This window comes from Pseudomonas sp. BO3-4 (genome assembly GCF_034044115.1).
Taxonomy (GTDB): domain Bacteria; phylum Pseudomonadota; class Gammaproteobacteria; order Pseudomonadales; family Pseudomonadaceae; genus Aquipseudomonas; species Aquipseudomonas alloputida.
In genome coordinates this window covers 580,172-606,130 of record NZ_CP139018.1, presented here as the reverse complement: position 1 = coordinate 606,130, position 25,959 = coordinate 580,172, and the positions used below count along the sequence as shown (strand labels likewise).

Annotated in this window: 22 protein-coding genes; 17 read left to right on the top strand and 5 right to left on the bottom strand. The window is 61.0% G+C overall.

Features of this window, described 5'->3' with window-relative positions; genetic code table 11:
- Positions 1–21 precede the first annotated feature (21 nt).
- The 3 genes from REH59_RS02770 to REH59_RS02760 all read left to right on the top strand — a co-directional run bounded on the left by REH59_RS02770 (position 22) and on the right by REH59_RS02760 (position 3,705).
- On the top strand, positions 22–1,086 hold the full coding sequence (locus REH59_RS02770) for a 2,3-butanediol dehydrogenase (protein WP_223279163.1): 1,065 nt from the start codon (positions 22–24) through the stop codon (positions 1,084–1,086).
- Positions 1,087–1,299: 213 nt separating this feature from the next.
- A complete protein-coding gene (locus REH59_RS02765; protein WP_088513626.1) occupies positions 1,300–3,033 on the top strand; it encodes a C13 family peptidase in 1,734 nt (577 codons plus the stop codon).
- 27 nt (positions 3,034–3,060) lie between these two features.
- The gene (locus REH59_RS02760) at positions 3,061–3,705 is read left to right on the top strand and encodes an oxidoreductase (protein ID WP_003255346.1); all 645 of its coding nucleotides are present in this window, start codon (positions 3,061–3,063) and stop codon (positions 3,703–3,705) included.
- A gap of 106 nt (positions 3,706–3,811) precedes the next feature.
- Here REH59_RS02760 and REH59_RS02755 read toward each other — a convergent pair whose 3' ends face one another.
- From REH59_RS02755 to REH59_RS02740, 4 genes are all read right to left on the bottom strand, one after another.
- Positions 3,812–4,099 (bottom strand): YceK/YidQ family lipoprotein, encoded by a 288-nt coding sequence (locus REH59_RS02755; RefSeq protein ID WP_004577011.1) that lies wholly within the window; start codon positions 4,097–4,099, stop codon positions 3,812–3,814.
- Positions 4,096–4,725, bottom strand: coding sequence for a flavin prenyltransferase UbiX (gene ubiX / locus REH59_RS02750; protein ID WP_003255348.1), 630 nt, complete (start codon positions 4,723–4,725; stop codon positions 4,096–4,098). The genes REH59_RS02755 and ubiX overlap by 4 nt, the downstream gene beginning before the upstream one ends.
- Complete coding sequence (gene mpl / locus REH59_RS02745) at positions 4,722–6,071, bottom strand: UDP-N-acetylmuramate:L-alanyl-gamma-D-glutamyl-meso-diaminopimelate ligase (RefSeq protein WP_265536590.1); 1,350 nt, start codon at positions 6,069–6,071, stop codon at positions 4,722–4,724. The genes ubiX and mpl overlap by 4 nt, the downstream gene beginning before the upstream one ends.
- A gap of 66 nt (positions 6,072–6,137) precedes the next feature.
- The gene (locus REH59_RS02740) at positions 6,138–8,153 is read right to left on the bottom strand and encodes a sigma-54-dependent Fis family transcriptional regulator (protein ID WP_230064818.1); all 2,016 of its coding nucleotides are present in this window, start codon (positions 8,151–8,153) and stop codon (positions 6,138–6,140) included.
- Between the two features lie 254 nt (positions 8,154–8,407).
- Between REH59_RS02740 and REH59_RS02735 the strand changes: the two genes are divergently transcribed.
- The 14 genes from REH59_RS02735 (at position 8,408) to REH59_RS02670 (ending at position 23,564) form a co-directional block, all read left to right on the top strand.
- On the top strand, positions 8,408–9,928 hold the full coding sequence (locus REH59_RS02735; RefSeq protein ID WP_014861396.1) for an aldehyde dehydrogenase family protein: 1,521 nt from the start codon (positions 8,408–8,410) through the stop codon (positions 9,926–9,928).
- Between the two features lie 226 nt (positions 9,929–10,154).
- The gene (eat, locus tag REH59_RS02730) at positions 10,155–11,603 is read left to right on the top strand and encodes an ethanolamine permease (RefSeq protein ID WP_003255355.1); all 1,449 of its coding nucleotides are present in this window, start codon (positions 10,155–10,157) and stop codon (positions 11,601–11,603) included.
- Positions 11,604–11,649: 46 nt separating this feature from the next.
- Positions 11,650–13,044: an ethanolamine ammonia-lyase subunit EutB gene (locus REH59_RS02725; RefSeq protein WP_003255356.1), complete on the top strand. Its 1,395-nt coding sequence runs from the start codon at positions 11,650–11,652 to the stop codon at positions 13,042–13,044.
- Between the two features lie 8 nt (positions 13,045–13,052).
- Entirely contained in the window at positions 13,053–13,871 is an 819-nt protein-coding gene (eutC, locus tag REH59_RS02720; protein ID WP_003255358.1) for an ethanolamine ammonia-lyase subunit EutC, read from the top strand.
- A 107-nt stretch (positions 13,872–13,978) separates the two neighbouring features.
- Positions 13,979–14,437 carry a GNAT family N-acetyltransferase gene (locus REH59_RS02715; protein ID WP_003255360.1) on the top strand — a complete coding sequence of 153 codons (459 nt, stop codon included), beginning with the start codon at positions 13,979–13,981 and terminating at the stop codon, positions 14,435–14,437.
- Positions 14,438–14,654: 217 nt separating this feature from the next.
- Complete coding sequence (locus REH59_RS02710) at positions 14,655–15,302, top strand: DedA family protein (protein WP_003255361.1); 648 nt, start codon at positions 14,655–14,657, stop codon at positions 15,300–15,302.
- 20 nt (positions 15,303–15,322) lie between these two features.
- The gene (locus REH59_RS02705; protein WP_014861393.1) at positions 15,323–16,138 is read left to right on the top strand and encodes a zinc-dependent peptidase; all 816 of its coding nucleotides are present in this window, start codon (positions 15,323–15,325) and stop codon (positions 16,136–16,138) included.
- Between the two features lie 92 nt (positions 16,139–16,230).
- Complete coding sequence (ppa, locus tag REH59_RS02700; protein WP_003255365.1) at positions 16,231–16,758, top strand: inorganic diphosphatase; 528 nt, start codon at positions 16,231–16,233, stop codon at positions 16,756–16,758.
- 186 nt (positions 16,759–16,944) lie between these two features.
- Positions 16,945–17,646, top strand: coding sequence for a LexA family transcriptional regulator (locus REH59_RS02695; protein ID WP_014861392.1), 702 nt, complete (start codon positions 16,945–16,947; stop codon positions 17,644–17,646).
- Positions 17,647–18,603: 957 nt separating this feature from the next.
- Entirely contained in the window at positions 18,604–20,565 is a 1,962-nt protein-coding gene (locus tag REH59_RS02690; RefSeq protein WP_265536589.1) for a copper resistance system multicopper oxidase, read from the top strand.
- The gene (locus REH59_RS02685; RefSeq protein ID WP_128573901.1) at positions 20,562–20,897 is read left to right on the top strand and encodes a hypothetical protein; all 336 of its coding nucleotides are present in this window, start codon (positions 20,562–20,564) and stop codon (positions 20,895–20,897) included. Before REH59_RS02690 ends, REH59_RS02685 begins: the two co-directional genes overlap by 4 nt.
- The gene (locus REH59_RS02680; RefSeq protein WP_003255369.1) at positions 20,887–21,822 is read left to right on the top strand and encodes a copper resistance protein B; all 936 of its coding nucleotides are present in this window, start codon (positions 20,887–20,889) and stop codon (positions 21,820–21,822) included. The genes REH59_RS02685 and REH59_RS02680 overlap by 11 nt, the downstream gene beginning before the upstream one ends.
- Before the next feature lie 9 nt (positions 21,823–21,831).
- Complete coding sequence (locus tag REH59_RS02675; RefSeq protein ID WP_014862080.1) at positions 21,832–22,605, top strand: c-type cytochrome; 774 nt, start codon at positions 21,832–21,834, stop codon at positions 22,603–22,605.
- Positions 22,606–23,099: 494 nt separating this feature from the next.
- On the top strand, positions 23,100–23,564 hold the full coding sequence (locus tag REH59_RS02670; RefSeq protein WP_003255371.1) for a hemerythrin domain-containing protein: 465 nt from the start codon (positions 23,100–23,102) through the stop codon (positions 23,562–23,564).
- A gap of 176 nt (positions 23,565–23,740) precedes the next feature.
- Here the strand turns inward: REH59_RS02670 and REH59_RS02665 are convergent, their stop codons facing one another.
- Complete coding sequence (locus tag REH59_RS02665) at positions 23,741–25,918, bottom strand: TonB-dependent siderophore receptor (protein ID WP_047605332.1); 2,178 nt, start codon at positions 25,916–25,918, stop codon at positions 23,741–23,743.
- Positions 25,919–25,959 lie beyond the last annotated feature (41 nt).

The window sequence follows — 25,959 nt, the reverse complement described above, 5'->3', positions numbered from 1 at the left end:
AATGACCTGAGCCACACCCACATGCGCGCGGCCGTCTGGCATGGCCGCAACGATATTCGTGTCGAACAGGTACCTTTGCCGGCCGACCCAGCGCCGGGCTGGGTGCAGATCAAGGTGGACTGGTGCGGCATCTGCGGCTCCGACCTGCACGAATATGTTGCCGGCCCGGTGTTCATCCCGGTAGAGGCCCCGCACCCGCTGACCGGCATTCAGGGCCAGTGCATCCTCGGCCACGAATTCTGCGGCCACATCGCCAAGCTTGGCGAAGGCGTGGAAGGCTATGCCGTAGGCGACCCGGTGGCGGCAGACGCGTGCCAGCATTGTGGTACCTGCTATTACTGCACCCATGGCCTGTACAACATCTGCGAACGCCTGGCGTTCACCGGCCTGATGAACAACGGTGCCTTCGCCGAGCTGGTCAACGTGCCCGCCAACCTGCTCTACCGGCTGCCGCAGGGCTTCCCTGCCGAAGCCGGGGCACTGATCGAACCGCTGGCGGTGGGTATGCACGCGGTGAAAAAGGCCGGCAGCCTGCTTGGGCAAACCGTTGTAGTGGTGGGGGCCGGCACCATCGGCCTTTGCACCATCATGTGTGCCAAAGCCGCGGGCGCAGCGCAGGTTATCGCCCTGGAAATGTCCTCAGCACGCAAAGCCAAGGCCAAAGAGGTAGGCGCCAACGTGGTGCTGGACCCCAGCCAGTGCGATGCCCTGGCGGAAATCCGCGCACTGACTGCAGGGCTGGGCGCCGATGTGAGTTTTGAGTGCATCGGCAACAAACATACGGCCAAGCTGGCCATCGACACCATCCGCAAAGCAGGCAAGTGCGTGCTGGTGGGTATTTTCGAAGAGCCCAGCGAGTTCAACTTCTTCGAGCTGGTGTCCACCGAGAAACAGGTGCTGGGGGCGTTGGCGTACAACGGCGAGTTTGCTGACGTGATTGCCTTCATTGCTGATGGTCGGCTGGATATTCGCCCGCTGGTAACCGGCCGGATCGGATTGGAGCAGATTGTCGAGCTGGGCTTCGAGGAACTGGTGAACAACAAAGAGGAGAACGTGAAGATCATCGTTTCACCTGGTGTGCGCTGATTGCACCTTGAAGGTAACGTGGCACCTGTGGGAGCGGGCGGGCCCGCGAACAATGCAACACGGTGGAGGGCACCGGCTTCGCCGATGTTCGCGGCTGAAGCCGCTCCTACAGGGTTCGCGCCGGGTACAAGGCCTGTGCGCCGACACAGGGGCTCGCTGTCTCAGGATCCCATTCTGCGTCATACTCGGCAGACCTATTGCCCGGTCATCGCCATGCGTCCATTGCTCCCCATTACCCTGGTCCTGCTGCTCGCCGCCTGTGGCGATGGCGAATCGCTGCTCCCGCCGGACGCACGGCTGCCTGACGGTGGGCGTTACCGGGGGCAGGTGGTCGATGGCCTGCTGCAGGGTGAGGGCCGGATCGACTACCCCAATGGCAGCTGGTACGCCGGCAGCTTCAAGGACGGCCAGTGGCACGGCCAGGGCGAATGGCATGGCCAGAACGGCGAGGTCTACCGCGGCCAGTTCGCCGAGGGGCTGTTTCAGGGTTTGGGCGAGCTGACCACCCCGGGCAGCCACTATAGCGGCACCTTCCGCCACGGCCGCCGCGACGGCGAGGGCACCCTCAAGCAAACCGACCAGACCTACCGCGGCCAGTTCAAGGACGACCTGTACGACGGCGCAGGCCAACTGGAGCTGGCCGACGGCAGTCGCTACCAAGGCCTGTTCGCCAAGGGCAAGCCCAACGGCGCCGGGGTGCGCAGCGATGCCAGCGGCAACCAGTTCAGCGGCCACTTCGTCAACGGCCAGCTACAAGGCGCCGGCACCTACGACAGCGTTGATGGCGAGCAGTACATCGGCGAGTTCAAGGACAACCGCCTGGAGGGCCGAGGCCGCTACGAAAATGCCGATGGCGACGTGTGGATCGGTGAATTCAAGGACGGCTCGCTGATCGGCGAAGGCGAGTTGCTGGGCAGCGATGGCAGCCACTACAAGGGTGAGTTCGCCGACTGGCGTCTGTCGGGCCAGGGCAGCCTGCAACTGGCCGACGGCAGCAAGTACATCGGCGGTTTCCTGAACGATGCCTACCATGGCCATGGGCGGCTGATTCTGCCCAGTGGCAAGGTCGAAAGCGGAACATGGGCCAACGGCGTGCGCGTGCGCGACCAGAATGGCAAGCTGCTGCCAGACCCACTGGACCTGGCGTTGCTCAACCAGGGCCGGCTGCTGGACGAGGCGCTGGCTCGGGTACCTCGCTCGGCGCCACCGATCCAGCTGTATAGCCTGGTCGTGGCCGGCGATGGCCAGCAAAGCGTATTCCTGCGCGAAGCCGACTACGTCAGCAACCTGCTAAAGGTGCGCTTTGGCGCCCGTGGCCAAGTGACCCTGGTCAACCACCGCGACCACATGGCCACACGCCCCATGGCCACCCGCGAAAACCTCTCCCGCGCTGCCGCCACCCTGGCAGAGCGCAGCGGCCCCGAAGACCTGGTGTTCATCTACCTCACCAGCCATGGCAGCCAGGACCACCAGCTGGTGCTCGACCAGCCCCGTCTGCAACTGGCCGACCTGGCCGCTGACGAGCTGGCCACTGCCTTGGCGCCGCTGAAGGATCGCGACAAGGTCATCGTCATCTCCGCCTGCTATTCAGGGGGCTATATCGCTCCGCTCAAAGACGAGCGCACGCTCATCATGACCGCTGCCCGGGCCGACCGCGTCTCCTTCGGTTGCTCGGAGGAAGCCGACTTCACCTACTTTGGCGATGCCCTGTTCGCTGAAGCGCTGAACCAGACCGACGACCTGAAACAGGCGTTTGAACTGGCACGTGCCAGCGTTGCCGAAAGAGAACAAAGGGAAGGCTTCGAGGCCTCCGAGCCGCAGCTGTGGGCACCGCCGGCCGTGCTTGAGCACTGGCATCACCTGCGCCAGCAACAAGCCGAAGAAGCATTGCGTAACACCACACAGGCCAACGTGAGGGAACAGGCAAAAATGCCCGGCACTCACTAGACTTGTGTGTAACAAGGGAGAGACATCATGTACTTGACGCCTCAGCATGTCCTGCTTGCCGGAGCCACCGGCCTGACCGGTGAACACCTGCTAGACCGCCTGCTCAACGAGCCCACCATCACCCGTGTCCTGGCGCCTACACGCCGGCCATTGGCCGAGCACCCGCACCTGGAAAACCCGGTGGGCGACCCGGCGGTATTCCTTCCGCAACTGGCCGGGCGGGTCGACATCGCGTACTGCTGCCTGGGCACCACACTGAAGCAGGCGGGTTCCGAATCGGCTTTCCGCGCAGTGGATCTGGACATGGTGGTCGCCTTCAGCAAGCGTGCTCGAGAAATGGGCGCACGGCATCTGCTGGTGGTCAGTGCAGTGGGCGCCGACCCTAAGTCGTCAATTTTCTATAACCGGGTCAAGGGCGAGATGGAAGAAGCGCTCAAGGCTCAGGACTGGCCACAGTTGACCATCGTGCGGCCCTCGTTCCTGCTGGGCGAGCGGCTGGAGCCACGGCTCACTGAACAGCTTGTTGCGCCATTTTCCAGGTTGATACCCGGGAAGTATCGGGGAATCGAGGCTTGTACCCTGGCGCGAGCACTGTGGCGGCTGGCGCTGGAGGAAGAAGACGGCGTGCGGGTTGTGGAGTCGGATGAGTTGCGCAGGTTGGGCAAGATCTAGGCTTCGCTTGTGCTGGCCTCTTCGCGGGCACGCCCGCTCCCACTGGTGAGTAGTCACCGGAAGATTACGGAGATCCTGTGGAAGAGGGCGTGCGCGCGAAGGGCCATCACAGACCGCCGCTAGCCTGGAAGCCTATGCCGGCCGCTGTCAGCAAAGACAACGGCAGCAGCAGGGTATCGAGCAGCATGCTGCCGGGCAGATCCAGGCGCGGATACGCCGGAGCGTCCGCCCCGTAATGATCCCGCGGGCAACACCCGCCATTGATCACATACCAATCCAGCCGGGTACCGGCATACACCACCGGTGCGCCGGGCTTGTTGGCATCCAGCGTGCGCACCGTGGCGCACCCACCCAGCATCACCAGCGCCAGCAATCCCGCCAGTGCTCGCTTCAATCATCCACCCCGAAGTGGTGCTCGCCCCAACGCGGCAACATATCCTGGGGGATGTTCAGCAGGTTGAGGATACGCGCCACGACAAAGTCGACCAGGTCGTCGATGGTCTGCGGCTGGTGATAGAACCCCGGAGCCGCCGGCAGGATCACCGCGCCCATTTGCGACAGCTTGAGCATGTTTTCCAGGTGGATGGTGGAGAACGGCGCTTCGCGTGGCACCAGGATCAGCTGGCGACGCTCCTTGAGGGTGACGTCGGCAGCCCGCTCGATCAGGTTGTTGCAGGCGCCAGTGGCGATGGCCGACAAGGTGCCAGTGGAACAGGGGACCACCACCATTGCCGCCGGGGCGCCAGAACCCGAGGCTACCGGCGACATCCAGTCTTCCTTGCCATACACACGGATCTGCCCATCGGCCGCGCCGGTGTATTCAGTCAGGAAGGCCTGCATCGCCTGGGGCTTGGCCGGCAACACAACATCCGTCTCGGTGGCCATCACCAGCTGTGCGGCCTTGGAGATCAGGAAGTGCACCTCGCGGTCTTCGCGTACCAGGCAATCGAGCAGGCGAAGGCCATACTGGGCACCCGAGGCGCCCGTCATGGCCAGGGTGATGCGTTCCGGCCCGTTCACTTCAGCGCCTCGGCCAGCTTGCCGTGCAGGCCGCCGAAGCCGCCGTTGCTCATGATCACCACATGAGTGCCTGGGCGAGCCTGGCCTTTGATCCGCTCGATGATCGCTTCGAGGCTGTCGGCCACCACGCTGGGTACCTTGCACTGCGCAGCGGTGGCGGCCAGGTCCCAGCCGAGGTTGGCCGGTGCATACCAGATCACCTGGTCGGCGTCGTTGACGCTTTCTGGCAGGCCGTCACGATGGGCACCGAGTTTCATCGAGTTGGAGCGAGGCTCGATCACCGCGATCACAGGCGCCTCCCCCACCCGCTTGCGCAGGCCGTCGAGCGTGGTGGCAATGGCGGTCGGATGGTGGGCGAAGTCATCGTAGATGGTCACACCTTGTACTTCGGCAACCTTCTCCATGCGCCGCTTGACGCTCTTGAACGCACTCAGGCCGTCGATACCCATGGCCGGCACCACGCCTACATGACGCGCTGCTGCCAGGGTGGCCAAGGCATTGGCGACGTTGTGCTGGCCGGTCAGCGCCCAGTCCACCACACCCTGCACTTCGCCCTCGAACAGGACTTCAAAGCGCGAGCCATCGGGGCTGAGCAGGCGGGCTTGCCACTGGCCGCCCTCCCCGGTGGTTTGCACAGGGGTCCAGCAGCCCATGCCGATCACACGCTCCAGCGCTTGCTCGGTGGTCGGGTGGATGACCAGGCCTTCGCTGGGGATAGTCCGCACCAGGTGGTGGAACTGCCGCTCGATCGAGGCCAGGTCCGGGAAGATGTCCGCGTGATCGAACTCAAGGTTGTTGAGGATCGCGGTACGCGGGTGATAGTGGACGAACTTCGAGCGCTTGTCGAAGAAGGCGCTGTCGTACTCGTCGGCTTCCACCACAAAGAACGGCGTGTCGCCCAAGCGGGCCGACACCGAGAAGTTCTGCGGCACGCCACCAATCAGGAAGCCCGGGCTCATGCCGGCGTGCTCCAGCACCCAGGCCAGCATGCTGCTGGTGGTGGTCTTGCCGTGAGTACCGGCAACGGCCAGCACCCAGCGGCCTTGCAGCACGTGGTCGGCCAGCCACTGCGGGCCGGAGATGTAGGGCAGGCCCTTGTTCAGCACGTATTCAACCGCTGGGTTGCCACGCGACATGGCGTTGCCGATAACCACCAGGTCTGGCGCCGGATCCAGCTGGGCCGGGTCATAGCCTTGGGTCAGTTCGATACCCTGGGCTTCGAGCTGGGTGCTCATTGGGGGATAGACGTTGGCGTCGGAGCCAGTGACGCGGTGGCCAAGTTCCTTGGCCAGCACCGCCAGCGAACCCATGAAAGTGCCGCAAATACCGAGAATGTGAATATGCATGGTCGACCTCGCAAAACATCGAGGCAGGGTAGCCCAGGGCGCGACAAATCGCACCCGCTGTTTCGCTCAGTCACCCCTGGTAATGCCGTGTTTGCGCAGTTTTCGATACAAGGTATTGCGGCTGATGCCCAAGTGCTCGGCGACACGGGTGAGATGCCAGTGTTTTGCCTCCAGTACCTCCTTCAGCGCTTGCCGCTCTGCGTCGAGCAGAACCTCGGTCCCTCCAGATTCACCCACAATCTCAGCGGCACCGCCGGACCTGTGTGGGCGGGCTTGCCCGCGAACGAGGGCAACGCCCTCGCCCTCTATTGCCTGGTCGGACATCTTCGCGGGCTCGCCCGCCCCCACGGGAGGTGGGCTGGCGCGAATGACTGCGGGGAGGTCCGTAAAGGTGATGCGGGCATCTTCGCAAAGCGCCACCAGGGTACGCAGCACATTGCGCATCTGCCGCACGTTCCCCGGCCAGTTAAATGCGAGCAGCGCCTGCCGCGCCCTGGGCTCGATGTCTATGCGTTGCCCCTGCGTCTCCTGGCGTAGCAGAAAGTCCAGCAACTGCGCCTTGTCACTGCGTTCGCGCACCGCCGGCAGCGCGACCTCCAGGCCATTGAGGCGGTAATACAGGTCCTCGCGGAAACTGCCCTGTTCAACCCGTTCCAGCAGGTCACGGTGCGTAGCGCTGACGATGCGCACGTCCACCGCCTGTGGCTCTCCCCCGATCGGCACCACCTGGCGCTCCTCCAGTACCCGCAGCAGTCGGGTTTGCAGGGCAAGCGGCATATCGCCGATCTCGTCCAGCAGCAAGGTGCCGCCGTCGGCCTGCAACAGCTTGCCGCGCATGCCCTCCTTGCGCGCGCCGGTAAAACTGCCGCCGCGGTACCCGAACAGCTCACTCTCGATCAGGCTTTCCGGGATAGACGCGCAGTTGATGGCGACAAACGGCTTGCCGCGCCGCTCACTGGCCTGATGCACAGCCTGGGCGAAGGCCTCCTTGCCACAGCCGGTCTCGCCGCGCAGCAGCAATGGCACATCGCGCTCGAACACCCGCACGCTGCGGCGGAAATCATTTTGCAACGCAGGGTCCAGCAGACAGACCAGCGGCTCCACTTCACCTGCGGGCCGCGGCTGGGCGGCCGGCACCGACCACACCGGCGCCCGGGCCTGCCCCCGCAGGCTGGCGAACACCTGGCGACCGTCCAGGGTGCGCAGCGGCCAGGCAGTACTGCCGCCGGGCGTGGCACGGCTGAACATTTCGTCATGGCTGCACGCGAAAAAGCACGCCAACGGTTTGCCCAGCACGCCGCCCCGTACCGTGCCCAGCAGGTTCAGTGCGCTTTGGTTGGCAGCGCAAATGCGCCCATCGCCGTCGAACGCCAGCAAGCCTTCGCTGAACAGGCCGACCGACTCGGCTTGCAGGTGAAAACGCAATAACCATTGCTGCTCGAAATGGCGCAGGAAATAGCAGCTTTCGATCATCTTTGCCGACAGGTTGACCAACGCCATGGTGTGGAACTGGCTTTGCCGCGATACGTCGGGGCGCGCAGAGGACACGTCGAGTACCGCCAGCAGGTCGCCATGCGGGTCGAACACCGGGCTGGCCGAGCAGGTCAGCCCGGTGTGACGGCCACGGAAGTGCTCGTTCTGATGGATGGTCAGCGCCTGGCGCTCGACCAGGCAGGTGCCGATGCCATTGGTGCCCTCGCGCGCCTCGCTCCAGTCAGCGCCCAACCACAGCCCCGCACGCTCGAAGCTGCGCCGCTCGGTGGGGGTACTGACGCAATTGAGGATCACCCCACGGGCGTCGGTCAACAGCACCGCGTGGCCTGCGCCGGAAAGCTGCTGGTGCAGGCTGTTCATCTCATGGTCGGCAATTTGCAGCACCTGATGCAGGCGCTCGCGGCTTTCCAGCAGGCGCCCATGCTCAAGCACCACCGGCGCTTCGATCACCGCCGGGTCGAGGTGGTAATCCTCCAGGCAGCGCAGCCAGGAGCGGGCGATGGACGGGTCACTGCCGCCCTCCCCGGCCCCACCATGGGCAACGCTATGCACCTGCCGGGCATGGCGCGTGAAGTGATTGCTCTGCATTGTTGTAATTCTCCGCAGATAGAGCGTCAGCCCAGCATCCTCCACCCGGGTAGGCTTTGCAATGCACACGCCTGTGATGTGTCGCAAACGGCACAAAATGTCACCCCAGGCGTACCGGCACCGGTACAGCGGCCCTTGATCAGCCCCGTAAAAATGACTCAAGTCATTGATTTGCCTGGCGTGGCCAACACTGGCCCAACCCTTGCTCTATGCTTTCCAACTCCCTAAAAAGCACAATACCAAGGAGACACACCATGCGTTATGCACATCCCGGTACCGAAGGCGCGAAGGTTTCCTTCAAGAGCCGCTACGGCAACTACATCGGTGGTGAGTTCGTTACTCCGGTAAAGGGGCAGTACTTCGAAAATACCTCCCCGGTGAATGGCAAGCTGATCGCTGAATTCCCCCGCTCTACTGCCGAAGACATCGAGAAGGCCCTGGATGCCGCCCATGCTGCGGCCGACGCCTGGGGCCGCACTTCAGTGCAGGATCGTTCCAACGTGCTGCTGAAGATCGCCGACCGTATCGAGCAGAACCTCGAATTGCTGGCCATTACCGAAACCTGGGACAACGGCAAGCCGATCCGCGAAACCCTCAACGCCGACATTCCGCTGGCGGTCGACCACTTCCGCTATTTCGCTGGCTGCATCCGCGCCCAGGAAGGCGGCGCTGCCGAAATCAATGAAGGCACCGTGGCCTACCACATCCACGAGCCACTGGGCGTGGTCGGGCAGATCATCCCCTGGAACTTCCCGATCCTGATGGCTGCCTGGAAGCTTGCCCCGGCACTGGCCGCTGGTAACTGCGTGGTGCTCAAGCCTGCCGAACAGACGCCGCTGGGCATCACCGTGCTGCTCGAAGTCATTGGCGACCTGTTGCCACCTGGCGTGCTCAACGTAGTGCAAGGCTATGGCCGCGAAGCCGGTGAAGCCCTGGCCACCAGCAAACGCATCGCCAAGATCGCCTTCACCGGCTCTACCCCGGTCGGCGCGCACATCATGAAATGCGCCGCCGAGAACATCATCCCGTCCACCGTCGAACTGGGTGGCAAGTCGCCGAACGTGTACTTCGAAGACATCATGCAGGCCGAGCCAAGCTTCATCGAGAAGGCGGCAGAAGGCATGGTGCTGGCGTTCTTCAACCAGGGTGAAGTGTGCACCTGCCCGTCGCGAGCCCTGGTGCAAGAGTCGATCTATCCGCAGTTCATGGAAGTGGTGATGAAGAAGGTGCTGCAGATCAAGCGCGGCGACCCGCTGGACACCGACACCATGGTCGGCGCCCAGGCCTCGCAGCAGCAGTTCGAAAAGATCCTCTCGTACCTGCAGATCGCCCAGGACGAAGGCGCCGAGTTGCTCACCGGCGGCAAGGTCGAGAAGCTGGAAGGTTCGCTGGCTACCGGTTACTACATCCAGCCGACCCTGCTCAAGGGCAACAACAAGATGCGCGTGTTCCAGGAAGAAATCTTCGGCCCGGTGGTCAGCGTCACCACCTTCAAGGACGAAGCCGAAGCACTGGCGATTGCCAACGACACCGAGTTCGGCCTGGGCGCCGGTGTGTGGACCCGCGACATCAACCGTGCCTACCGCATGGGCCGCGGCATCAAGGCTGGCCGTGTGTGGACCAACTGCTACCACCTGTACCCGGCGCATGCCGCGTTCGGCGGTTACAAGAAGTCGGGGGTTGGGCGTGAGACGCACAAGATGATGCTGGATCACTATCAGCAGACCAAGAACCTGCTGGTGAGCTACGACATCAACCCGTTGGGCTTCTTCTAGACCGCGTCGCCTTCTTCGCGGGTAAACCCGCTCCTACAGGTCCTGCGCGGGTCTTGAATCTTGCGCAATGCCTGTAGGAGCGGGTTCACCCGCGAAGCGGCCAGGCCGGCATACCTTAAACCCAGGGCGGCAACCGTGCACCAGCCGCTCTGGCTCGCTTCCTGCAGCACCCATCACCATCGGCCCGGAACCCTTCCGGCCACCAAGAAAAAAAACAGGTGAATCTATGCCAAGCGAACATTCCGCCGGATCGCCGGCAGGCTCTTCCGTCGACTTCGAGAAAGTCGGCTCTGACTATTTCCAGCAACGTGAACTGAAAAAAGGCGCCGCCGGTTGGGTACTGCTGGTCGGCCTGGGCGTGGCGTACGTCATTTCCGGCGATTACGCCGGCTGGAACTTCGGCCTGGCGCAGGGCGGCTGGGGCGGCATGTTCCTGGCCACCTTGCTGATGGCAACCATGTACCTGTGCATGTGCTTCTCGCTGGCCGAGCTGTCGTCGATGATCCCCACCGCTGGCGGTGGCTATGGCTTTGCCCGCAGTGCCTTCGGCCCATGGGGCGGCTTTTTGACCGGCACGGCGATCCTGATCGAATACGCCATCGCCCCTGCCGCCATCGCGGTGTTCATCGGCGCCTACTGTCAATCGCTGTTCGGTATCGGCGGCTGGATGATCTACCTGGCGTTCTATATCGTGTTCATCAGCATCCACATTTTCGGCGTGGGTGAGGCACTGAAGCTGATGTTCATCATCACCGCCATCGCCGCCATTGCCCTGGCCGTATTCCTGATCGGCATGGTGCCCCATTTTGATGCAGCAAACCTGTTCGACATCGCCAAAACGGACGCCGTCGGCGCCAGCAGCTTCCTGCCGTTCGGCTATGTCGGCGTGTGGGCAGCCATCCCCTACGCCATCTGGTTCTTCCTTGCCGTCGAGGGCGTGCCGCTGGCCGCAGAAGAAACCAAGAACCCCAAGCGTGACCTGCCACGCGGCCTGATCGGCGCCATGCTGGTACTGCTGGCCTTCGCCTTGCTGATCCTGGTGGTCGGCCCGGGCGGCGCAGGCTCCGAGGCGCTGAAGGCCTCCGGTAACCCGCTGGTCGAGGCCCTGTCGAAGGCCTACGGCGGCTCCACCTGGATGGGCGGCTTCGTCAACCTGGTCGGTCTGGCCGGGCTGATCGCCAGCTTCTTCTCGATCATCTATGCCTATTCCCGGCAGATCTTCGCCCTGTCCCGCGCCGGTTACCTGCCGCGCAAACTGTCGGAAACCAACAAGAGCAAGGCCCCGGTATTGGCCTTGGTCATCCCCGGCATCATCGGGTTTGCCCTGTCGCTGACGGGCCAGGGTGACTTGCTGATCCTGGTGGCAGTGTTTGGCGCTACCCTGTCTTACGTGCTGATGATGGCTGCGCACATCACCCTGCGCATCCGCCGGCCAAAGATGGAGCGCCCCTACCGCACCCCGGGTGGCATCTTCACATCCGGCCTGGCGCTGGTGCTGGCGTGCATCGCCGTGGTCGCCGGATTCCTGGTTGACCCGCGGGTAGTCATTGGCGCTGCAGTGATCTATGCGGTATTAATTGCCTACTTTGCTTTCTACAGCCGCCACCACCTGGTTGCGGGCACACCGGAAGAGGAATTCGCCGCGATCCAGAAGGCCGAAGAGGCCCTGCACTGATCGCCGCCACCCGCCGCGGGGCAACCCGCGGCTCTGGAGATTCTGTATGGCAAGTTTCGTACACACGGTCGGCCACCTGGTCTACCGCTTCGACAGCCTCAAGGACGTGATGGCCAAGGCCAGCCCGGCACGCTCCGGGGACTGCCTGGCAGGTGTCGCGGCCAGCAACGACGGTGAGCGCGTCGCCGCGCAGATGGCGTTGGCCAATATTCCGCTGACGCACTTTCTCAATGAAGCACTGATCCCTTACGAAGCAGATGAAGTGACCCGCCTGATCATCGACACCCACGATGCCCAGGCCTTCGCCCCGGTCAGCCACCTGACCGTGGGTGGCCTGCGCGACTGGCTGCTGAGCGAGGAAGCCAACGAAGACAGCCTGCGCGCCCTGGCGCCCGGGTTGACCCCGGAAATGGCCGCTGCCGTTTCGAAGATCATGCGTGTGCAGGACCTGGTGCTGGTGGCGCAGAAAATTCGCGTGGTCACCCGGTTCCGCGGCACCATGGGCCTGCGCGGGCGCCTGTCGACCCGGCTGCAACCCAACCACCCGACAGACGAACCGGCCGGTATTGCCGCCAGCATTCTCGACGGCTTGCTGTACGGCAACGGCGACGCCATGATCGGCATCAACCCGGCCACCGACAGCATCGCTTCGATCTGCGCCCTGCTGGAAATGCTCGACGCCATCATCCAGCGCTACGACATCCCCACCCAGTCCTGCGTGCTGACCCACGTCACCACCTCGATTGAAGCAATCAACCGCGGCGTGCCACTGGACCTGGTGTTCCAGTCCATCGCCGGCACAGAGGCGGCCAACGCCGGCTTCGGCATCAACCTGAACGTGTTGCAGGAAGGTTACGAAGCAGGTCTGTCGCTGAAACGTGGCACCCTCGGGCAGAACCTGATGTATTTCGAAACCGGCCAGGGCAGCGCGCTCTCGGCCAACGCCCACCACGGCGTCGACCAGCAGACCTGCGAAACCCGCGCCTATGCCGTGGCTCGCCACTTCAAGCCGTTCCTGGTCAACACCGTGGTCGGTTTCATTGGCCCGGAATACCTCTACAACGGCAAGCAGATCATCCGCGCCGGCCTCGAAGACCATTTCTGCGGCAAGCTGCTGGGCGTGCCGATGGGTTGCGATATCTGCTACACCAACCATGCCGAAGCCGATCAGGACGACATGGACACCTTGCTGACGCTGCTGGGTGTGGCCGGCATCAACTTCATCATGGGCATCCCCGGCTCCGACGACATCATGCTCAACTACCAGACCACCTCGTTCCACGACGCGTTGTACGCGCGCCAGACCCTGGGCCTGAAGCCCGGCCCGGAATTCGAGGCATGGCTGGCCCGCACCGGCATCTTCACCCAGGCCGATGGCCGGGTGCGCTTCGGTGACAACCTGCCGCCGGCTTTCCGCCAGGCCTTGGCACAGCTTGCATAGGGACGACCATGGACCATCGCACGCCTACCCCCGACAACCCTTGGCTGGCCCTGCGCAACCTGACCCCGGCGCGCATCGCCCTGGGCCGCACCGGCACCAGCCTGCCGACCGGGGCGCAGCTGGACTTCCAGTTCGCCCATGCCCAGGCACGAGATGCCGTGCACCTGGCTTTCGACCACGCCGGCCTGGCCAGCCAGCTGAGTGACCGCGGGCGCGAAAGCCTGGTGTTGCACAGCGCTGCCAGCGACCGCCACCAGTACCTGCAGCGCCCGGACCTTGGACGGCGGCTGAACGAAGACTCGATTACGACGCTTCGCCAGCACGCCCAGGCCAACCCCGGCGGCGTCGATCTGGCCATCGTGGTGGCTGACGGCCTCTCGGCACTGGCCGTGCATCGCCACACGCTACCGTTCCTGACCCGCTTCGACGAACAGGCTGCCGCCGACGGCTGGACCAGCGCCCCGGTGGTACTGGTGCAGCAGGGCCGCGTGGCAGTGGCCGACGAGGTCGGCGAGCTGCTGGGCGCCCGGATGACGGTGATGCTGATCGGCGAGCGCCCGGGGCTGAGCTCGCCCGACAGCCTTGGCCTGTATTTCACTTACGCACCCAAGGTCGGCCTGACCGATGCCTACCGCAACTGCATTTCCAATATCCGCCTGGAGGGGCTGAGCTATGGCATGGCGGCGCACCGCCTGTTGTACCTGATGCGCGAAGCCTGCCGGCGCCAGCTTTCCGGGGTGAATCTAAAGGACGAAGCCGAGGTCCATAGCCTGGAGAATGAAGACAGCGCCAGCCAGAAAGGTAACTTCCTGCTCGGCAAAGAGTAAAAAACCTGTCACGGAAGGCGGATTGCACTTGTGCCGTGCATTGGGCAGCATGCCCTTGAACGCTGCTGGCATTCCGCTGTTTCCCAAATGGACTCTGAGGGCCGCACATGCGCATCATCAAAGCAACCCTAGAACACCTCGACCTGCTCACCCCGTTGTTCGTCAAATACCGTGAGTTCTACGGGCAGCTGCCCTATCCCGACAGCTCGCGCAGCTTTTTGGAAAAGCGCCTGAAGCGGGACGAATCGGTGATTTACCTGGCACTTCCGGATGATGACGACGGCAAACTGCTGGGCTTTTGCCAGCTGTACCCGAGCTACTCGTCGCTGTCGTTGAAGCGGGTATGGATTCTCAACGATATCTATGTAGCCGAGGACTCCCGGCGCATGCTGGTCGCCGACCACCTGATTCGCGAAGCGAAGAAAATGGCCAAAGAGACCAATGCCGTGCGCATGCGCGTGTCAACCAGCGCGAACAATGAAGTGGCGCACAAGACTTACGAATCCATCGGGTTTCGTGAGGATACCGAGTTCAAGAGCTACATCCTGCCAATCAGCCAGGATTGACTGGCACCGCCCGCTTCCACAAGCAAGGTAGTGATCCTTGTGGGAGCGGGCGTGCCCGCGAAGCGGTTGGCAAAGGAATACCCCTCTACCGTAACCCCCCGCTACAAACTCTCCGGGCATGTTCCTGACTTAGCCGTATAATGGCTCACCTGTCATGTGTGAAAATTTACCCTCCCCCCGGTAACCAAGCCTACGCCCAAGAACACAGGTGCTGTACATGGATTTCAACCCGCTGGACCTTATCCTGCATCTCGATGCCTACCTCGATCTGCTGGTCACCAATTACGGTCCCTGGATCTACGCCATCCTGTTCACCGTGATCTTCTGCGAAACCGGCCTGGTAGTGATGCCATTCCTGCCAGGCGACTCGCTGCTGTTCATCGCCGGCGCCGTGGCGGCGGGTGGCGGCATGGACCCGGTGCTGCTGGCCGGCCTGCTGATGGCCGCTGCAATCCTGGGCGACAGCACCAATTACGTGATCGGCCGAACAGCCGGCGAGCGTTTGTTCAACAACCCCAACTCCAAGATCTTCCGCCGCGACTACCTGCAGCGTACCCACGATTTCTATGAACGCCATGGCGGCAAGACCGTGACCATGGCGCGCTTCCTGCCCATCTTGCGCACCTTCGCACCGTTCGTCGCGGGCATCGCTCACATGCACTATCCACGCTTCCTCGGCTTCAGCGTTGCCGGTTCGCTGCTTTGGGTCGGCGGCCTGGTCACCTTGGGCTACTTCTTCGGCAACGTGCCGTTCATCAAGCAGCACCTGTCGCTGATGGTGGTGGGCATCATCATCCTGTCGCTGGTGCCGATGATTCTCGGCTTGCTGCGTGGGCGCCTGGGCCGTACGGCCAAGGCTCACTGAACAGGTAAAGAACAAACGGCATGTGGTCATTCAGCGCCTGGCGGCGCAAGCGTACTCTGGCGCGTTACCCGATCACGCCACAGCAATGGCAGGCCGTACGCGAGCGGCTGCCGATGCTGGACGGCATCAGCGACGCTGAAGACCGCTGGCTGCGCGAAGCCTGCATCCTGTTCCTGCTCGACAAGCACCTCACCTGCCTGCCCGGTGTCGAACTGGACGACGAGCAGCGCCTGTTGCTGGCTGCCCAGGCACAGTTACCCCTGCTTCACCTGGGTGAGCTGAACTGGTACCAAGGCTTCCACGAAATCATCCTGTACCCCGACGACTTCAAGAGCCCCCAGCGCCACCGCGATGCCAGTGGCGTGGAACATGTGTGGGACGGCGAACACAGCGGCGAAGCCTGGCAACAGGGGCCGATCATCCTGGCCTGGAACGGCGTGCAGGCCAGTGGTGGCTGGGAGGCTTACAACCTGGTCATCCATGAGCTGGCGCACAAGCTCGACATGCTCAATGGCGATGCCAACGGCCTGCCACCGCTGCACAGCAGCATGCCCGTTGATGAGTGGGCAACAGCCATGCAGCAGGCCTACGACGACCTCAACCAGCAACTGGACGCCAACCCCGACGCCGAAACCGCCATCGACCCCTACGCTGCGGAAAACCCGGCAGAGTTCTTTGCCGTTACCAGCGAGTACTTCTTTAGTGCCCCCGACCTGCTTCATCAGGCTTATCCACAGGTCTACCGCCAGTTGTCGCTGTTCTACCGGCAAGACCCGCTGGCGCGCCTGTGCCAGCTGCAGGCGGAACACCCCGAGTACCGCGAAAGCCACGCCTGACGGGCCCGCACATCAGGCCAAGCGTGGCATGCCCCGGCAGAATGTGCCTATAATCGCCGCCACTTTTTGGTCAAACACGGGGGCACTGCCCAATGAGCTACAGCAAGATTCCGGCGGGCAAAGACCTGCCGAACGACATCTACGTCGCCATCGAGATCCCGGCCAACCACGCGCCGATCAAATACGAAATCGACAAGGACAGCGACACGCTGTTCGTCGACCGTTTCATGGCTACCCCAATGTTCTACCCAGCCAACTATGGCTTCATCCCGAACACCCTGGCTGACGACGGTGACCCGCTGGACGTGCTGGTGGTTACCCCTTACCCAGTGGCCCCAGGCTCGGTTATCCGCGCCCGTCCGGTTGGCGTGCTGAACATGACCGACGACGGTGGCGGCGACGCCAAGGTCATCGCTGTTCCTCACGACAAGCTGTCGCAGCTGTACGTTGACGTCAAGGAATACACCGACCTGCCAGCCCTGCTGATCCAGCAGATCGAGCACTTCTTTGCCAACTACAAAGATCTCGAGAAGGGCAAGTGGGTCAAGATCGAAGGCTGGGAAGGCGCCGACGCCGCCCGTGCCGCGATCACCAAATCGGTCGCTGCCTACAAGGGCTGATTCCGATTGCAGGAGAAACCCCGCTTAGGCGGGGTTTTTTTATGCAGGAATGGGCAATACGCACATTACTGGTAATAAATCCTACGCCGTCCTACACCAGAGCCTTACAAACAACCACTTTTCATACAAACCCCGTCAACATCCGGTTCATATCCTGTCTGGCAATTCGCCGCTACACTCGCCGCCATGAACACTTCCGGCGACCGCCTCAGGGCCCTGCTCCAAGAATGTGGCCTGACCCCTTCCGATTTCGCCGCCCAGCGCAGCGTCACAGCACAGCACGTCAACAACTGGTTCAAACGCGGTGTACCTTTGGCCCGGCTGGATGAACTGGCCGATCTGTTCTGTGTGCACCGACGCTGGCTGCGCACCGGTGAAGGCCCCAAACACCCCAATCCACTCCTGCGCAACGGCCTTCCACGGCCAGTGCCCGCCAACCCGCTTACCCCGCTGTCGAGCCATCGTGGCCGGTTATTGAAGGTGCCCTACTACGAAGTGAGCAACGGCTTGCTGTCGCCAGTGAGCAGCAAGCACCTGCGCTTGCCGGCAAAAGCCCTGAAGGGTTTGGGTGTGCAAGCCGGCAACGCAATCTGCCTGGCAATGCCGGCCAGCAACATGCTCCCGCTGATTCCCCTGGAAGCTACCCTGGCCATTGATCTGGGCATGACCCGGGTGGTCGAGGGCGAAACCTATGCCCTGCTGCAAAACGGCATGCTCAGGGTAAACAACCTCAGTCTTGGCCCGCACGGCACCCTGTACCTGCACAGCCATGACCGGCGCAACTACACGGTCGAACGCTACACCGCTGCCCAGCGTCAGGCGCAGGGCCTGGAAATTCTTGGCTGGGTGTTCCACTGGTCACATTTCCGCCAGCAGCGGCCCAGTTGAAGCGCCCTGGGCAATTTTTTGCTGGGCATCCGCCGCCCGCCCTTGTATGCTACGCCGCACATTAAGCCCCGACCGGCGCGAGCCGCGTTCCAGAGGGCTCGGCGATATCCCACACGGGCATCTGCCATCTCTTTCAGGCCCTTGATGGCCACACAGTTAAGGCGATTGCGGCTTACCATAAATTAGTCGGAAGCGTCCCCGAGAAGCCGGCCACAAGCCGGCTTTTTAATTCCTAACCCTCTGAAGTAAAAGAGAATTTGTGCTAGGCCAAGGTCAGCCCATGCTCTGTCAAAGCACATCCCCCGCACCTATCTGTGCCAAGTCGGCATGAGAGTGAAGGCAAGCTATTTCTCACTTGGACTGAAAATCTCGGGATAGCATCGTCGAAGCCATTGACGGCTCAATAGCTTGATCACCTCAGAACTGTCGAGCAGCGTGATACACGACGGAATCGCGTCAGCATTTCATCGTAGTTTGTGAGTGATTGCGTATTGAGTCGCAAGCGAAGTGCTGTTCCTTGGTACGAGGTTACTCGGTCTTCTTTACCCGTTGCGCCAAGGGGAAGCCCTGCCCATTACTCGCAATGAAGAAATTGCCCCCTGCTCTTGGCCCTTTCAGTTTGCAGCAAGTAACGCAACCAACGGGAAGCTGACAGAAAAGTAATGTCGGGCTCAGTTATCTGACAGCATCAGGTAGCTAGATTGTCCTTGAGCATAGCGCCATCAGGCCTGTCCGCTTGATTAGGAAGGCAAGCAAACCGGCACACGAGTTGCTGAGACGCGCTTCCAAAAATGTAATTACCCCAGCATCAAAACGATGGCAGCGTCGAGCTTCTTTCCCCCGTAAAGCTTGTGCTCTTTTGAACGTCGTCGAGGCTGATGGGAGCGCTATTGAAACCGTAGGTTGCTACATCCAGCAGCCTGGACACCAGCAATCCATATGAGTGGACGCAACGGCATGCAAAGCAAAACCACCAGACGCTCCTTCGTCAAAGGCCTGGCTGCTACCGGAATACTCGGCGGGTTGGGCATGTGGCGCATGCCAGTGTGGGCGTTGAACAGTCCTGGCCAGCCGAATGTGCTGACGGGCACCGACTTTGATCTCTACATCGGTGAACTGCCGGTGAATATCACAGGTGCAAAACGGACAGCCATGGCAATCAACGGTTCTGTACCTGGCCCAACGCTTCGGTGGCGTGAAGGCGATATCGTTACGCTTCGTGTGCGCAACCGCTTGAAACAGGACACCTCGATCCACTGGCACGGCATCATCCTGCCGGCGAACATGGACGGTGTCCCAGGCCTGAGCTTCCATGGCATCGCACCAGATGGCATGTATGAGTACAAGTTCAAACTCCATCAAAACGGCACCTACTGGTACCACAGCCACTCTGGCTTCCAGGAGCAAGTCGGGGTGTATGGCGCACTGGTCATCGACGCGAAAGAACCCGAGCCTTTCGCCTATGACCGGGATTACGTGGTTATGCTCAGCGACTGGACGGATGAGGACCCTGCCCACGTTCTATCCAAGCTTAAGAAGCAGTCTGACTACTACAACTTCCACAAGCGGACCGTGGGTGACTTCGTCAACGACGTAAGCGAAATGGGCTGGTCTGCTGCGATGGCCGATCGCAAGATGTGGGCCGAGATGAAGATGAGCCCCACTGATCTCGCGGATGTGAGCGGGTATACCTACACCTACCTCATGAACGGCCAGGCTCCGGATGGAAATTGGACGGGTGTTTTCAAGCCTGGCGAGAAAATCCGGCTTCGGTTCATCAACGGCTCCGCCATGACGTATTTCGATGTACGCATTCCTGGCCTGAAAATGACAGTGGTTGCAGCGGATGGGCAGTATGTCCATCCGGTCTCGGTCGACGAGTTCCGTATCGCAGTAGCCGAAACCTACGATGTCATTGTTGAGCCAGAAGACGAACAGGCATACACCATCTTCGCTCAATCCATGGACCGTACGGGCTTTTCCAGGGGCACCTTGGCCATCCGTGAAGGCTTGCAAGCTGCTGTTCCAACCGTTGACCCACGCCCCCTCATTTCCATGAATGATATGGGCATGGACCACAGCAGCATGGCCGGCATGGATCACAGCAAAATGGCTGGCACGGACCACGGCAGCATGGCCGGCATGGATCACAGCAAGATGGCTGGCACGGACCACGGCAGCATGGCTGGCATGGATCACAGCAAGATGGCTGGCATGGACCACGGCAGCATGGCCGGCATGGATCACAGCAAGATGGCTGGCACGGACCACGGCAGCATGGCCGGCATGGATCACAGCAAGATGGCTGGCACGGACCACGGCAGCATGGCCGGCATGGATCACAGCAAGATGGCTGGCACGGACCACGGCAGCATGGCCGGCATGAGTAAGGAAATGCAGAGTCATCCAGACTCAGAGCTCAACAACCCATTGGTCGACATGCAGACGATGACCCCGACGGCAAAATTGGATGACCCGGGCATCGGGCTACGTAACAACGGCCGCCGCGTCCTGACCTATGCAGACCTGCGGAGCACCTTCATCGACCCAGATGGACGAGAGCCTAGCCGGAATATCGAGCTGCACCTGACGGGTCACATGGAGAAATTCGCCTGGTCCTTCGACGGCATCAAGTTTTCCGATGCCGCCCCCCTGCGCCTCAAGTACGGAGAGCGCCTTCGTATCACCTTGATTAACGACACCATGATGACTCACCCCATCCACCTTCATGGCATGTGGAGCGACCTGGAGGATGAGAACGGCAACTTCATGGTTCGAAAACACACCATCGACATGCCACCAGGCTCAAAACGAAGCTATCGCGTAACTGCGGATGCTTTGGGGCGTTGGGCCTATCACTGTCACCTCATGTTCCATATGGAAACGGGCATGTTCCGAGAAGTCCGTGTGGACGAATGAACGGGAGATCCGAGATGAGCAAACCAATGAAACGAAGCACGTTTTTCCTCTCCGCTGCGATGGCTGGCCTGTTTGCTATTTATGCCCCGTTGTCGTGGTCCAGCGATGACCATGAGCAGCACGCCCAGAAAACTGCCGATGCTACGAAAGGCAAAGGTTCCCAGGGCATGGATCATGGATCCATGATGGGTATGGATCATGACTCGATGAAGGGCATGGATCATGAATCCATGATGGGTATGGACCATGACTCGATGAAGGGCATGGACCACAAAAAAATGATGGAATCACATGGCAGCGACAAAGCTAAGGCAGGGAAAGATGGCCAATAGCCTGGCGCGACCATCGCTGCTGGCCTTGACCCTTTCAGCCGGCATGCTAGGCGCTGTGCCCAGCTTTGCCGCTGACGAAATGGACCATTCGGCAATGGGGCACGGGTCCATGAAAATGGGCAGGGCCCCGTCGCATGACTCGATGCCAGGCATGGACCATGGGGCGATGGATCACTCTACGATGAACCATGGCTCTGGGGAGCCTGCGACCAGCAGCCGTACCCCGATTCCCGAACTAACGGACGCGGACCGCCAAGCGGCCTTCCCCCCACTGGGCGGGCATCAGATGCACGACAGCGCGATCAACAGCTTCTTCTTGCTGGATCAACTGGAGTATCAGGACGCAGACGACGGCAGTGCGCTGTCGTGGGACGCTTCTGGCTGGATAGGCGGCGATATCAACCGGCTCTGGCTCCGCTCCGAAGGTGAACGCACTAACGGCGTCACTGAAGATGCCGAGTTGCAAGTCCTCTATGGCCGTTCTATAAGCCCCTGGTGGGATGTGGTTGCCGGGGTGCGCCAGGACTTCAAACCCGAATCCCCCCAGACCTGGGCGGCGTTCGGTATTCAGGGTATGGCACTTTACGACTTCGAAGCCGAAGCCACTGCATTCATCGGTGAAAACGGTCAGACCGCCGCTCGCCTGGAAGGCGACTACGACATTCTCCTGACTAATCGCCTCGTCCTGCAGCCAACAGTTGAAGCCAATTTCTATGGCAAGAACGATCCCGCGCGCGACGTAGGTTCCGGCCTCGCGAATACCGAAGTCGGACTGCGGCTACGGTATGAAATCGTCCGTCAGTTCGCACCCTACATAGGCGTCACCTGGAGCCGCTCCTACGGCAAGACCGCAGACTTCATCCGCGATGAGGGTGGGGATGTGGATGAAGCGCGTTTCGTTGCCGGTATCCGCATGTGGTTTTGAGAGCCTTACATGAAAAGAACAATTACAACGCTCGTAGTAGCGGGTGCCGCGGCCAGTGCAGGGGTATTGGGTGCAGCTTACCTTGGCCTGGTCAACGTCGGCGCTGACGATCCGCATTTCCCTGCAGTGCATGCATTTCTGGTCATGGCTCGGGATCGCTCCATTGAGGTACGCGCAAGAAACATCGAGGTACCGAACCTCAAGGATGAAAACCTGATTCGTGTCGGCGCCGGCAACTACAACGCCATGTGCATCGGTTGCCATCTTGCCCCTGGCGTCGAGAAAACAGAGCTCAGCCAGGCGCTTTATCCGTCTCCTCCCAACCTTGGCAAGCTTGGGGTCGGTGGTAAACCCGCCGTAGCATTCTGGACCATCAAGCACGGCATCAAAGCCTCTGGCATGCCTGCCTGGGGCAAGAGCATGGGCGATGAGTACATCTGGGGACTCGTTGCATTTCTGGATCAACTACCCCAGATGAACGCCCAACAGTACAAAGCGATGGTAGCGATCAGTGGCGGTCACCAGCATGGTGGAGGTGAAAGTGAAATGCACAGCCATGAAGGCCAACACGGCGACAACGTGCCCAATCACCCTGCAGAGGCAGTCTCGGGGAGAGATCATCATGACAGGGGACATGCAGAGGCACACCATCCCGAATCACCATCACCAGAGCCCGCACCTGAACACCACGGCCATGACGAAACCGGCAGTGATCACCACTCAAAGCCGGCGCAGAAGAAGCCTATTCACCGTGATGGTGCGGAGCATACCCATGAAGGCTGATTACGATCCGCCCATGAATCAGCCGTCATAAGTCGCAGAAAAAGCCGGTCAAAAACGACCCCAAAGTGGCGGATTTCAACGCTTTAAAAAGGTTAAAAACCAATACTAATCATATGGATAGTCTTTAAAAACCAACCATAAGCCGGCTTTTTAATTTAACAAGCCTTTAAAAACAGCAGTCACAATCCGCGGGTATCCACCCCCGACCTACGTGCACAGCACGCAGCCCCTTGCACCTCCTGTTGTGCTCAGCCCCCCGCTGTTAAGGACAGCACGCAAGCGATCCTGGTGTGTCTGCGTCTTCTTGCAATGCATAGAGACATCAAATTGATATTTCGAAATCTTCCAAGGGGGCGGTTTTTTTGAAGGTGAGCGTTTCGCACTAGACTATAATTAAAGGATTAGATGTAGGCCGACACGTGCAGCTATCCTTGGAGATTGCTTAATAATAATATTTAATCTGTAACGGCTTGGTGTAGTGATGAGGACTTAGCATGAACGCCATGTTGAAAGAGCTGCACGCCTATCATCATGAGGTGGCTACCAAAATTACTCAGATCAAAGAGTTACTGGAGAGGATAAGGCACGGATCCGCGGGTGCCGATGACTGCAAGCTGTTGTTTAAGCAGCTGGAAGCCTTGCATGGTGATGCAGAGCGACACCACCATGAAAATGAAGAGCTTATTCGGCTGGCCTTGCTGGCAACCGACGCACCGATTCACCAACGGGTCATGGCGATCGAGCAAGATCATAAAGCCTTCAAGCGAATTGCCGGACAGCTCAAGATGTTGGAGCAGTCAACGCAAGAAGCGAGAGTAATCGCCGACACGATCGAAGACTTCATCAAGAAATATTATGACCATATGGATGCCGAGGAGAATATTTTCTTTCCGGTGGCAGACAAGTGGTTGTCAGACACCCAATGGCAGGAAATAAAGCATCAATGGCACCCCGCGTAGATTTAATTTTCTTGAATTAAAAGCACGCTACTTATTAACACGCGGCCTCACAATTTTATGGCCCTGATACCCGAGGGTGCAGATACGCTCCCACGCTTCTCATCATTCAGCCTGAAGGCCGCGCCCTTTGCCGGCGCGGCCTTGTTTTATGGCGCACTTAGCAGCCACAGACTTCGTCAGAAGTCATACCGCGCCCCAACCATCATGCTGCGCGATGGCCCGTAGAAGTTGAACGTCGAGGTAGACCCCACCCGCGACAGGTAGTCCCGGTCGAACAGGTTGTTGACGTTGAGGGTGGCCGTCAGCTTCGAAGTCACCGGGTAAGACAGCATCGCATCCACCGTGGCATAGCCCGGTGCATCGATACGCACGCCGCCACTCTCGGAATGGAAGTTGCTCATCGCCGATATACCGCCACCCACGGCCAAGCCAGTCAGCGGCCCTTGGCTGATGGTGTACTTGCTCCAAAGCGAAGCCTGGTTGCGCGGCATGATGAAGAACGTGGTTTCGGCGTCCCCCTTGACGGTTTCGGTCTCCATCCACGTGTAGCCAGCCAGCAGTTCCCAGTTTGGCGTCAGCTTGCCGCTCACTTCCACTTCCGCGCCCTTCACGCGGGTCTTGCCGGATGCAACGGAGTCGGTGGTGGCCACACCATCAGCATCGTACACAGTGGTAGCGCGGTTCTTGTCGGTCAGGCGGAATACCGAGAAGCGCGTATTCAAGTCGCCGCCAAAGTAGCTGCTCTTGAGGCCGAACTCGTACTGCTCGCCTTCACGCGGTTTCAGCACCCGACCATTGCTGTCAGTGTCGGACTGCGGCTTGAACACCTGCGAATAGCTGGCGTACAGCGCGTGGTTGTCGGTCAGGTCATAGACCAGGCCACCATAAGGGGTGAAGTGGCCGTCGACGCGTTTGCTGTCATTGGTGGTGGCGCCGCTGCTAAGGGTGGTGGTGTAGAAGTCACCGCGATACCAGCTGAAGCGGCCACCGGCAATCAGCGCCAGGCGTTCCACCGGGCGGAAGGTCACTTTGGAGTACAGGCCGTACTCCTCTTCCTGCATGCCGGTCTCGGTGCTGTAGTTGGGCGACGGCTTGGCGAACTGCTTCGGCGAGTAAGTATTCACGTTGATCGCGCCGAGATTGGTGGTGCCGTTGAGGTACTCGGTGTCGTAGTTCTTGTAGTCACTCCCGACCACAAACTCGCTTACCTGCCCGAAGGTCTCGAACGGCTGGCTGTAGCTGGCGTCCAGCGAATAAGTGTCTTGCGTGAAATCACGGGCGCTGGCGCGCTCGGAGTTGGCGCCTGTGGTGGCATTGGTTGCAGTGAAGGCGTACAGATAGTTGGTGTCGCGGTGCGAGCCACGGGCCGCGACACGGCCGTAACCGCCATTGTCGAAGCGGTGTGTCAGCTCGGCGACCAAGTCGGTGGTCTTGCCGTCGAAGTAGTTCCAGTCGGCGCCCAGGAAACGCGAATGGCTGAAGTCGGGCACCTCGCCGGACAACGTGGCCGGGTAGCCGTTGTGCGGGGTGATGTTCTTCACTTCATGCATCAGGCCGAACGACAGGGTGGTGGCGTCGTCCAGGTCGATGTCCAGCGCACCGTAGTAGGTGTTGCTGGTGTTGGCGTTGTAGTCCACTTCACCATTGGTGTCGTCACGGGATGCGATGAAGCGCCCGCGCACGCGACCGGCCTCGTCCAGCGGCCCGCTCAGGTCGATTTCCTCATGATTGGTGTCCCAGGTGCCGTAGCTGCCTTCGATATGCCCCTGAAACTCGGCGGTCGGGCGCTTGCGCACCATGTTGACGATGCCACCCAGCTCGCTGGTACTGCTGAACAGCCCGGCCGGCCCGCGCATGATTTCGACGCGGTCGAACGCCGCCAACGACGGGACAGTACCGAAGATGCTGGCCATGGGCGCCGGCAGGCCGTCGATATTGAACTCGCTGTACTCGTAGCCACGGGCGTAGATCGACGAGCGGCCGCTGTCATTGGTCAGGGTGCGCAGGCCAGCGGTGTACTTGGCCAGGTCATCCAGGTGCACGAACTGGCGATCCTTGACGTAGTCCTGGGTGTAGACGGTGATCGACTGCGGGATGTCCTTGAGCGCTGCCGGCGTCTTGGTGCCCACGGTAGCGGCATCGACGCTGTAACCGCCGGTTTCTTCCGAAGGCAGCATGTCGTACAGGCGGTTGCCTTCGATGGTCAATGCAGGCAGATCAAGCGAGTTGTCTTCGGCCGCCACCTGGGCCGCTACCGTTTCGGCCACTGCCGATAAAGAAAACGGCGCCAGCAACCCCAGCGCCAGCCATCCCCGAACCCGCTGTAAGCTGCCCACACTTTTGAAACCGGTCATGACACACCCTTCGCCCAAATGATATTGAATCGCAAACGAAA